This window comes from Allochromatium warmingii (assembly GCF_900107145.1).
Taxonomy (GTDB): domain Bacteria; phylum Pseudomonadota; class Gammaproteobacteria; order Chromatiales; family Chromatiaceae; genus Thermochromatium; species Thermochromatium warmingii.
On record NZ_FNOW01000011.1, the window covers coordinates 69,279 to 79,881 of the forward strand.

Genomic DNA, 10,603 nt, shown 5'->3' on the forward strand with positions numbered 1-10,603 from the left:
TATTTTATGAATACGCTTTGTATTACCAGCATTCAACATCCAGCACTCTATGCGATTACCGAACTGCTGCACGACACTGGATTAGAGCATCCCAAAAAGCTTGCGGGACGGAGTGATATTGATATTCACGGCTGGCATCAGCGCGTATTAGCTAAACAACCGTTACCGCATGATAGCTCTAACTTAGGCCGCCTATGGGAACAGCTTGCTGGTGAGTTATTTATGACAAACTTAGATCAACCGCTTTGGGGTTGGTCTGATCCAAATAGTGCGCCATTGCTGGATTTTTGGTGTGAATTTGATCCGCAAATTCGATTTTTATTGATTCATATTCCACTACGTGATGCACTTGCGCACGCTATGGCGGAAGTGACACCACCGCTTGATGTTGAGACACTAGTTAAACAATGGGAGACAACTCATCAATACATGTTGCGCTTTCAGCTTCGTCATCCAACACGCAGTCTGTTGATTCCAGCGGCAGCGGCACTAGACCAACCGCTCGATTTTGTTAGCTATTTAATTAAGAACTGGAATATACCGTTAAACAAATTAGATGAGACATATCAGATCGCTTATTCAGCGCCAGATGAAGTAGCACGTTATTTAGCAGACCGTCTATGTGAACAATATCCACATGCACAAGCACTGACATTAGAGCTAGAAAGTGCACAAGAGCTGTTATCTGAGACAGATGTTATTACAGATAAAGTCGCTCAAGATTTATCAGTTATCATCCATTCTTATCGTCAACTATGTGATCAAAGTCATCAGCTTGAACAAGCCGCTCTGGAACGAAAAACGGCTCAAGATCATATTCAACAGCTTATCGAAGAACACGCAATACTTGCTCAAAATTACCAAAAACAAATTGAAGATATAAATCAAGAAAAATCTACGCTTACCCAAGCCTGTGATAATCAATCCAAGCTTGCTCAAGAGCGACAAGCACAGATTGAAGCGTTAAATAAAGAAAAAATCCAGCTTACTCAAGCTCGCGATAATCAATCCAAGCTCGCTCAAGAGCGACAAGCACAGATTGAAGCGTTAAGCAAAGAGCGTGATACGCTAAAAACACAGGCTAACCAACTTCAGCAACAAATTACTGAATCACAAGAAGAGAACGAATTGCTTCTTTTGCAATTACATCAGGTGCAAGAAGAGCTAGAAAAAATATTTTTAGAACAACAATCTTTGCAAGAGCAAACAAAAGAACTAATTCAAACCCGTGATAATCAATCCAAGCTCGCTCAAGAGCGCCAAGCGCAGATTGAAGTTTTAAATAAAGAAAAAATCCAGCTTACTCAAGCTCGCGATAATCAATCCAAGCTTGCTCAAGAGCGTCAAGCGCAGATTGAAGCGTTAAATAAAGAAAAAACTCAGCTTACCCAAGCTCGCGATAATCAATCCAAGCTTGCTCAAGAGCGTCAAGCGCAGATTGAAGCGTTAAATAAAGAAAAAACCCAGCTTACTCAAGCCCATGATAATCAATCCAAGCTTGCTCAAGAGCGTCAAGCGCAGATTGAAGCGTTAAATAAAGAAAAAACCCAGCTTACTCAAGCCCATGATAATCAATCCAAGCTTGCTCAAGAGCGTCAAGCGCAGATTGAAGCGTTAAATAAAGAAAAAACCCAGCTTACTCAAGCCCATGATAATCAATCCAAGCTTGCTCAAGAGCGTCAAGCGCAGATTGAAGCGTTAAATAAAGAAAAAACTCAGCTTACCCAAGCTCGCGATAATCAATCCAAGCTTGCTCAAGAGCGTCAAGCGCAGATTGAAGCGTTAAGTAAAGAGCGTGATACGCTAAAAACACAGGCTAACCAACTTCAGCAACAAGTTACTGAATCACAAGAAGAGAACGAATTGCTTCTTTTGCAATTACATCAAGTACAAGAAGAGCTAGAGCAATATTTTCTCCAAAATCAAAAAGCTACCCAACACATTGAAACACTTGAGTTGCGTTGGCAGCGTATGTTAACACGCCATCCTGATTATTGTGACTATAGTCAAATCAAAGCAAATCAATCTTCAGATGATTCAAATACACTTTATTGGCATGTGGAAAATCTTGAAACAGCAGGCCGCATGATTGATACCCTGCGTTGTCACACGCTGATTCGAAATGGCCTGCTTGGATTCTGCTTTAGTCAAGCTGATAGAGAAACACTCCCCTTATTACGTCAACCTAAGCAAAATATAGCTGACGATTTATTATTTTTCCCAATCGATCAGCGCAAATACCTGAGCGATGCCCTGCCGCCTATTCAACAGCTTGCAACCAGTGATCGCCGTCTATTACGCAACCTATCCCGAACTTTCCATCAAGTACTAGCACAACCGCTTGAAATTGGATTATCAGCCGATTATCCCAGTGCTGCACTACGCACAGCCTTATTGCGCTTTAACGCTGCGCTTGATGCCTTGCCAGCGGTATTAACATACGACGCTTGTCGCCTTGAACGTCAGCAAGTTAACCCGGATTATGAACACCTTTGGTTGCGATTAGAAAACCTAGCACTCGGTACGGCTCAATGGCCTAGTTTCGATGTTCGTATTTCATGCGCCAATGTTGGCCCTGATCGTTTTGGAACGCATCCAAAGCTGGAATTCCCTAAACCTGAAATGATTTCACCATTAACAGGTTGGTATGCTGAAAGTCATGATGACTTTGGGCCAAAATTTGAATTACGTTTTGCTCTGCCTGAAGATATGGATGTTGAAGCCTGGAAACATCTACAAAAATCGGATCATATATTTATTCATGCGCTCGTCATTCAGCTACCCCATATCCTAACCGATCTATATACGCAAACTGGGCCGTCGTTATCACGTCCTTGCGAAGATTGGATACGTCTTGCTCAAGATACTCAGCGTATTCTATTTGCGCATACAGCTACGTTTTCTCCATCGTCGCAACAGACAGCGATGCGTTAAATAACTTGAAATATGACTCAAAAGATGATGCAGTTAATGCCTTCCGTCAATCAAAGCATCGATTCCGTTTGCCGAGTTAGCTTAGAAATTGTTCACCACATTGTACCGCCCCAGCGTGTTATTCATGTAGGAGCTGGTCAAGGTCAAGGAACGATGAGTTATTGGCAAAATTGGAATATTAGCGATGCTTGGATAATTGATGCTAATATTAGCCGTTTACCAAGCTCAGAGCGATCTGAAACTTGGCAAAAAATTGAAGCAACGCTTTCTGATAGCGAGCAAGAAATTGAATTTTATCAATATAATAATTTTGCTGAAGATGGCTTGCTATCGCTCGAGTCGCTGCTTACATTTTGGCCGCGATTGCGGTTAATGAATCAATCTAAAATTAAACCCCAGCGTCTTGATGCGTTGCTATCTTTAAAAAGCGAGCAATCGCTTTGGGTTGAAGGAACTTGGCTATTTATTGATTGCTTGCCGGCGCTTACTATATTGCGTGGAGCTGAAAAAACACTTCAGCATGTTCAGGTTTTATTTTTACGTGTTTTACTAAATCACGACTCTTCTGATTTTGAAAATGCTAGTTTAGCCGCTATTGAAGCTTATTTAAAAAAATATGACTATCAATGTGTTCAAGTAATTGAATCAAATAATCCTAATTTAGGCGAAGCATTGTTTATTCGTAACGAAGCAAATCTTACTCGCCAGTCATTACAAACACAAATTGAAGAAATTCATCAATTGCTAAAAAAACAAAGTGAGGTTATTAAAGAACGAGAGCACGAAAGTCAACAACTTAAAAAAGATATTATTGAAGAACAGCAGCGTTTTCAAATTATACAAGCTAAATTCACTCAGGTACGCGATGCCCAGGAAAAACTTATTCATGAACATCAAGCACAAATTGAAAAGCTAAACAAAGAACACTCTGAATTACAAACGCATATTCAGCAGCTTGATATAGAAAAAAGCACACTTGCTGCGACTTTAGAACACACTCAAAAAGCTAGTTCAGACCGTGAATTGGTGCTTACAACTGAATGCGATCAAGCTAAAAAAGTTAGTGCTGAACTTAATCTCACACTTGCCGCCGCTGAACAAAAAAATCAGCAACTCGCACAAGAATTAACTGCGGCTCAAACAAGTTTTCAAGAAGCGCAAGCGGAACTCACGCAAGTACGCGATGCCCAAGAAAAACTTATTCATGAACATCAAGCACAAATTGAAAAGCTAAACAAAGAACAATCTAAACTAAAAACAGATATTCAGCAGCTTACTGCCGAAAAAAACTCACTGGCTACAAATTTAGAACAAACGCAAAAAGCTAATTCAGACCGTGAGTTAGCACTTACAACCGAATGTGATCAAGCTAAAAAAGTCAGTGCTGAACTTAATCTCACACTTGCCGCCGCTGAACAAAAAAATCAGCAACTCGCACAAGAATTAACTGCGGCTCAAACAAGTTTTCAAGAAGCGCAAGCGGAACTCACGCAAGTACGCGATGCCCAAGAAAAACTTATTCATGAACATCAAGCACAAATTGAAAAGCTAAACAAAGAACAATCTAAACTAAAAACAGATATTCAGCAGCTTACTGCCGAAAAAAACTCACTGGCTACAAATTTAGAACAAACGCAAAAAGCTAATTCAGACCGTGAGTTAGCACTTACAACCGAATGTGATCAAGCTAAAAAAGTCAGTGCTGAACTTAATCTCACACTTGCCGCCGCTGAGCAAAAAAATCAGCAACTTGCACAAGAATTAACTGCGGCTCAAACAAGTTTTCAGGAAGTACACGCTGAACTCACGCAAGTACGCGATGCCCAAGAAAAACTTATTCATGAACATCAAGCGCAAATTGAAAAGCTAAACAAAGAACAATCTAAACTAAAAACAGATATTCAGCAGCTTACTGCCGAAAAAAACTCACTAGCTACAAATTTAGAACAAACGCAAAAAGCTAATTCAGACCGTGAGTTAGCACTTACAACCGAATGTGATCAAGCTAAAAAAGTCAGTGCTGAACTTAATCTCACACTTGCCGCCGCTGAGCAAAAAAATCAGCAACTTGCACAAGAATTAACTGCGGCTCAAACAAGTTTTCAGGAAGTACAAGCTGAACTCACGCAAGTACGCGATGCTCAGGAAAAAACTATTCATGAATATCAAGCACAAATTGAGAAGCTAAATACAGAACAATCTAAACTACAAACGTATATTCAGCAGCTTGATGCGGAAAAGAACTCACTGACGGTAAACTTAGAACAAACTCAAAAATCTAGCTTAGATTGTGAAGTAACACTTGCAGCCGAACGAGATCAAGCTCAAAAATCTGCGATAGATCTTAAAGACAAACTGAAGGTTGCTGAACAAAAAAATCAACAATTAGCACAAGAAATTAATGAGCTTCAACAGCGCCAACAACTCTTTCAAGAAGAAATGGTTAAAGCTGAAGCTCAGATTGAACTAATTAAAGATTTATTATTGCGCGATCAGGATAATACGATTTGAAAAAAATCAGTTTTATTATTCCTCTTTTCAATCATCTCAACGCCAGTCGCGTTATGCTGGCTTCCTTACAAAATACGCTACCATCAACTCTGCCTTATGAAATCATCTTAATTGATGATGGTTCTACTGATGGCACACGCGAATGGTTACAAAAATTAAGTGACCCACGCATTAAAACCTTATTTAATGACACCAATCTTGGCTATGCGGCTGCAAATAATCGTGCTGCATTGAGTGCGCATGGCGAAATTCTTGGTCTGCTGAATAACGACTTAGTCTTGACACCAAATTGGCTCGAACCAATGCTGAATGCGCTTGAGCATCAAAGCGGTCGGGTCGGTTTAGTCGGCAACCTGCAATACTGCGTTGCAGATGGCACACTGGATCATGCTGGTGTGGAACTTTTGCTAAATGGACAGTTTGCACATATTCGCGATATATCGAATCAAACAGCAGAATATTGGCCCGTTAATTGGGTTACAGGTGCATGTCTGTTAATCCGCACAGCGGATTTTAAAGCTATAGATGGTTTTGATGAAGGATATCGAAATGGCGGCGAAGATTTTGATCTTTGTTTTGCTCTGCGTCAACGTCATAAAACCATTTATTTAGCGGCAACCAGTCGTATCCAGCATCATGTTCGCTTGAGTCGCGGTGATACAACTACAATTCAAGAGCACAACAGTCGTCGCTTATTTCAAAAATGGCGCACAGTCATCAAAGATCAGCTTGCCAAACGCTGGTTAAGGATGCTGCATACTGGAAAAGCGATTCAGTCAGATCTCGTGCATGGAGAGTTGTCATCGAAATTAAAAGACACACCTCATGCTGCCGCACAGCTAATCGCCGAAAATATGTTAAGGCGTCAAGAAGCGCACTGGTGCCGAGAACTCGATAATCGACCTGCTATGCGAATACTATTATCTAACTGTCGCATTGAGCAGTGTCCGATCACCGCATCAACTTATCAATTGCGTATTGTAATTCAACAACTCAGCAGTTGCCGAAATTTCTATGTCTGCGGTATCCGCACCGGTCATCCTGCAACACGGCCTACGCTCAAACTCAGCATTGATATAAATGGCCTCCAGCAGCAAATATATTGGGTTGGTTCTGAAAATACATTTAACCTTGGTATTCGATATCCGCTTATTCTACCTGATATAAATAATCGCTTTTTGATTACTTTTGAATCAACTGAAATTGTTGTTAATTCTGTGCCTATCACGTCATCGCTTCATGTTACGCATGTTGTAATTGACGACGAAGTTCGAGCCTTATGTTAATGTGCTATCTCATTTCAAATGTTGGCGAAACTCAGCAAAAGCTTCGGTAAAACGTACTGCTATCGGTAATATGCCTAGCGGTTCAGTTAGAACACGATTAACAGCGAGTTCAAAGTTAGCACGGGCAGCGGAATAGGAAAATTGACGCTGAAACAAGCGTTGCCCTGCTAATCGCTGGCGTGTTGTGGCTGTATAATTATTAAAGATCTCGGTAATCGTTGTTCGCATCCCTTCCCAATCACCAAAAGGAACAAGGCGCAAATAGCCTTGTCGTCCGAGTTCACCAAAATCAGAGATGTCATTGGCGATAATTGGCGTGCCCATAGCTAGTGCATCGGTTGCTTTGTATGGCATTTGATAGTGACTAGCTGGAATTGCCGGGTTAAGCCATAGAATGACTAAATCTGCTGCTAAATTGATACCAGCCATTGCGGTACGATCCTGTGGTGGGAGCACACGAATTTTATCGCTTTTTTTTCGAATCAGTTGCGCTTGTTCAGGACTTGATTGTGAAGCAACAAATAGTAATTTGTAGCGTGGATCATCTAATTTTTCCAGTAATTGCAACAGCTCAAACACGCCTTTATGTTCACGGAGCAATCCACCAAATAAAATGACACGATCTTCAGGCGTAAAACCTAACTTGGCTCGCAAATGAGTGCGTTCAAAGCGGCGTGGATCATAAATCTGTTCATCTTTAATATTACGCATGTATAGACAACGTTGGTTAAAGTGGGCATCCAGCGCATGATTATGTGTTAACACAACTGGCAGCGCTCGTGCTAATGGATCGAGTAATTGTGACCAACGTTCGCTATAGGGAATTAACAGTTCTGGATCACTCCAGTTTGCAGTTTCTAAAGCTAAAGAAACATGCTGTGCTTGAGGATCAGGGATGTTGACTATTGTTTCTAGGTCATTTACTTCTAACAGCAGTGGTATTTTATAACGCTGATTGGCGAGTAATGCTAGTCCTAAACTGGGTAAGCGCGGTTTGACAACATAGAGTATTTCGCCATGTATCGCTTCTAAAGCAGCGTCTAATTCATTAAAAAATTCTGGAAATTTTTTGCCTCGCAGATAACACGTCTCAAACGGTGGGCGTATAGTGCGCAGTGGTTCAAACACATTTTCATCAAAAAAATCAAATGATAGTAATTGAACCTCATATTCACGCGATAGGGCTTCAGCTAACGCGAACGCTTTGGAAAAGTGATTACGACAGAGATCCCAAGATAGAATCGTCACGCGCTGCAATCGCCGCGTGTGTCTTCGTGGTAAACCGGACTGTAATTGCTCGGCAACCCGCTGGCTCACCCGGGTTTCACATGATTGGTCATGCTGATGCACCGTTGTAATTTGTTGCAACTGTGCATTACGTTGATATAGATTTAATGGATATGGAAAATGCAGCGGATCACGTAGCCAAGTGTATTTCAAAATCAGGTCATAATCTTGCAAGCGCGGCAAAGCCTCGTCAAAACCACCGAAGCAGTCATAGAGTTCGCGTCGATGCGCAAAAGAATTTAAGTCGATGAAGTTTCTTTCGAGCAACTGCTCATGATTGAATTTTGGGCAAGTAAAAGATTTTAATCTGTAAATATTGTTGTCGTCACAGTGATATTCAAAATAATCGAAGTAAATACTAGAACGTCCTGGACATTTCTGCATTAGTGTGACTATTGCGCCCAAATAATCCGGATGCCAATAATTATCACTGTCCAAATAGGCAATCAGTGAACCGCGAGCACGTTCTAGCCCGCGATTACGCGCCGCTGCTGCGCCTTGTTTAGAAAGCGGCAAATATTGAATACGCGAATCATTCAATCCAGCCACCACCTGAGCGGTATGATCGGTACTGCCATCATCGCAGACCCATAGTTCCCAATGCGGATAACGCTGTTGAATAACTGTAGTAATGGCTTCGCCGAGAATGGCAGCGCGGTTGTAGGTCGGCATGATAATACTCACCACGATGGGCGTTGCCGATAATATTGATTGCTGAGCGAGCAGCGCCGCCAGTGCTTGTTCGCCGCTGTAAATTGTTGCTGCTAGATTAGGTGGTTCAGGCTCTAATTGGATTGCGTTCAGTATGCGTTGGAATAGACAATCGAGCGGAAGCCGCCAAAAATATTGCGCCAGTCCCTCGGCTGATCTTGCATTGTTACCTAATAGCCGCTGTCGAACTAAGCGCAAGTTAGTGCGCAATAAATGTCCTAAATCGGGTTGTTCAGCGAGTGCTTGTGAATAAAGCGCAATCGCGGCTTCATAATTACCTGCACGTAGTGCGGTATTACCGCGTGCTAATAGCGTTGTCATTGGTTTTGTGCGAGAACTGGTTTTTTAGGACAGAGAAGCAGGGCGCAAATGCGCCATTGAGTTGCCGATCTCGCTTCCTCCGTTGTGTTGTCGGTTAGAATGAAATGTATCGCGTCCCGTGTGCTTCTATTCCGCGCCGAAGCTATCCGTGATGCCGCGCCCAATGCTCAATTCCCGCCGCATCCATTGCACCCGCTTGACGCGCCACCTCGGTTCCATGACGGAATAGAATCAACGTCGGAATACTGCGAATCCCTAACCGTCCGGCTAATTGTTGCGCTGTTTCGGTGTTGATTTTAATGAGTCGTAGCCTCGGCTCTAAACGCCCAGCCGCTGCTGCAAAAGCCGGTGCCATCATTTGACAGGGGCCGCACCAAGGTGCCCAGAAATCGACCAATAGCGGCAGATCACTGCGCGTGAGGTGGCGTTCAAAACGCGCTGCATCGAGCGCCAGCGGCTGACCGGAAAATAGCGGCGCGTGACACTGACCGCATTTGGGTGCAGCAGCGAGCCGCTCGGCGGGAAGGCGATTGACCGCATCGCACTGTGGACACACAACATGCAAAGATTGAGACATGGCGCAACGCTCCAAATCAAATCAAATCAAGACAGATCCAAGCAAAATCATCCCAAATCCGCCCACAAAGCAGCAAGCGCGGCACGGCGCTTGAATCACGCCAGTGCGATAGCTATGTTAAACCGCTTGCTAACTGCTACAGATTGCACACATTGCTATGAGTCATTCACCTTACGTTGTTACCGTGACTGCTGCCAATTTTCAGGCAGTCGTTATCGAGGGTTCCCACGAGCGTCCGGTGCTGGTCGATTTTTGGGCCGACTGGTGCGCACCCTGCCGCATGTTGATGCCAATGCTCGCCAAGCTCGCCGATCAAAATGATGGGCGGTTTGTGTTGGCTAAAGTGGACACCGAGGCCGAACCCGCATTGGCTGCGCAATTTGGCATCCGCAGTCTGCCGACGGTGCAACTGTTCCGCAACGGTCAAGCGGTCGATCAATTTATGGGGGCGCTGCCAGAGCCGCAGGTGCGCGAGTTTCTCGACCGCCATCTGCCACGCGCTTCCGATGGCTTGATTCAGCACGCACGGGCGGCGTTAACAACGGGTGAGCTGACCACAGCGCGTGCGCTGATCGACCAAGTACGCGCCGAGGATCCAGACAATACGCGCTTGCCGCTGCTTGAGGTGCAGCTTTTGGCCAGCGCCGGTGAGATCGCTCAAGCACTGGTGGCGCTCGACCGTCTCGCTCGAACTGGTCAATGATCCCGAAGTAACGGCCGTGCGCGGTCAACTGCGCTTTGCCAGTGCAACAGCCGATGCGCCGAGTGAGCCGGAGCTAATAACCGCCCGACTTGCTGCCAATCCACGCGACAGCGCCGCACGCTATCAGCTCGCTGCCTATTGTGTGTTACGCGGTGAATACGAAGCGGCACTGGAATATTTAGAGGCTGTCTAAAAACTAAACTATTGATTTTGAAGTAGATTTTTTCGAGAATATGGCAAATTTTGCGAGTTAATTAACATCACTCATATCGT

General features: G+C 43.7%; 7 protein-coding genes. 5 read left to right on the forward strand and 2 right to left on the reverse strand.

Going from position 1 to position 10,603, the window contains the following annotated elements:
• Window positions 1-6 precede the first annotated feature (6 nt).
• Genes BLW10_RS05255 through BLW10_RS05265 form a run of 3 tightly spaced genes read left to right on the forward strand, consistent with a single transcriptional unit; the run spans window position 7 to window position 6,731 of the window.
• Entirely contained in the window at window positions 7-2,934 is a 2,928-nt protein-coding gene (locus tag BLW10_RS05255) for a hypothetical protein (RefSeq protein WP_091332805.1), read from the forward strand.
• 12 nt (window positions 2,935-2,946) lie between these two features.
• The gene (locus BLW10_RS05260; protein WP_177168992.1) at window positions 2,947-5,445 is read left to right on the forward strand and encodes a coiled-coil domain-containing protein; all 2,499 of its coding nucleotides are present in this window, start codon (window positions 2,947-2,949) and stop codon (window positions 5,443-5,445) included.
• Window positions 5,442-6,731 (forward strand): glycosyltransferase family 2 protein, encoded by a 1,290-nt coding sequence (locus BLW10_RS05265; RefSeq protein WP_091332808.1) that lies wholly within the window; start codon window positions 5,442-5,444, stop codon window positions 6,729-6,731. The genes BLW10_RS05260 and BLW10_RS05265 overlap by 4 nt, the downstream gene beginning before the upstream one ends.
• Window positions 6,732-6,740: 9 nt before the next feature.
• Here BLW10_RS05265 and BLW10_RS05270 read toward each other — a convergent pair whose 3' ends face one another.
• Together BLW10_RS05270 and trxC are read right to left on the reverse strand one after the other, a co-directional pair.
• Complete coding sequence (locus tag BLW10_RS05270) at window positions 6,741-9,050, reverse strand: glycosyltransferase (protein WP_091332809.1); 2,310 nt, start codon at window positions 9,048-9,050, stop codon at window positions 6,741-6,743.
• A 142-nt stretch (window positions 9,051-9,192) separates the two neighbouring features.
• Complete coding sequence (gene trxC, locus BLW10_RS05275) at window positions 9,193-9,627, reverse strand: thioredoxin TrxC (RefSeq protein ID WP_091332811.1); 435 nt, start codon at window positions 9,625-9,627, stop codon at window positions 9,193-9,195.
• A gap of 184 nt (window positions 9,628-9,811) precedes the next feature.
• On the opposite strand from trxC, the gene trxA reads away from it, so the two are divergent.
• Together trxA and BLW10_RS14470 are read left to right on the forward strand one after the other, a co-directional pair.
• On the forward strand, window positions 9,812-10,330 hold the full coding sequence (gene trxA, locus BLW10_RS05280; protein ID WP_342707506.1) for a thioredoxin: 519 nt from the start codon (window positions 9,812-9,814) through the stop codon (window positions 10,328-10,330).
• Window positions 10,275-10,523 (forward strand): tetratricopeptide repeat protein, encoded by a 249-nt coding sequence (locus BLW10_RS14470; protein WP_342707507.1) that lies wholly within the window; start codon window positions 10,275-10,277, stop codon window positions 10,521-10,523. Before trxA ends, BLW10_RS14470 begins: the two co-directional genes overlap by 56 nt.
• Window positions 10,524-10,603 lie beyond the last annotated feature (80 nt).

Bases quoted from the DNA above. Each gene is read 5' to 3' on its own strand.
- trxC (WP_091332811.1), bottom strand. From the start codon at position 9,627: ATGTCTCAATCTTTGCATGTTGTGTGTCCACAGTGCGATGCGGTCAAT.
- BLW10_RS05255 (WP_091332805.1), top strand. From the start codon at position 7: ATGAATACGCTTTGTATTACCAGCATTCAACATCCAGCACTCTATGCG.
- BLW10_RS05260 (WP_177168992.1), top strand. From the start codon at position 2,947: ATGACTCAAAAGATGATGCAGTTAATGCCTTCCGTCAATCAAAGCATC.
- BLW10_RS05270 (WP_091332809.1), bottom strand. From the start codon at position 9,050: ATGACAACGCTATTAGCACGCGGTAATACCGCACTACGTGCAGGTAAT.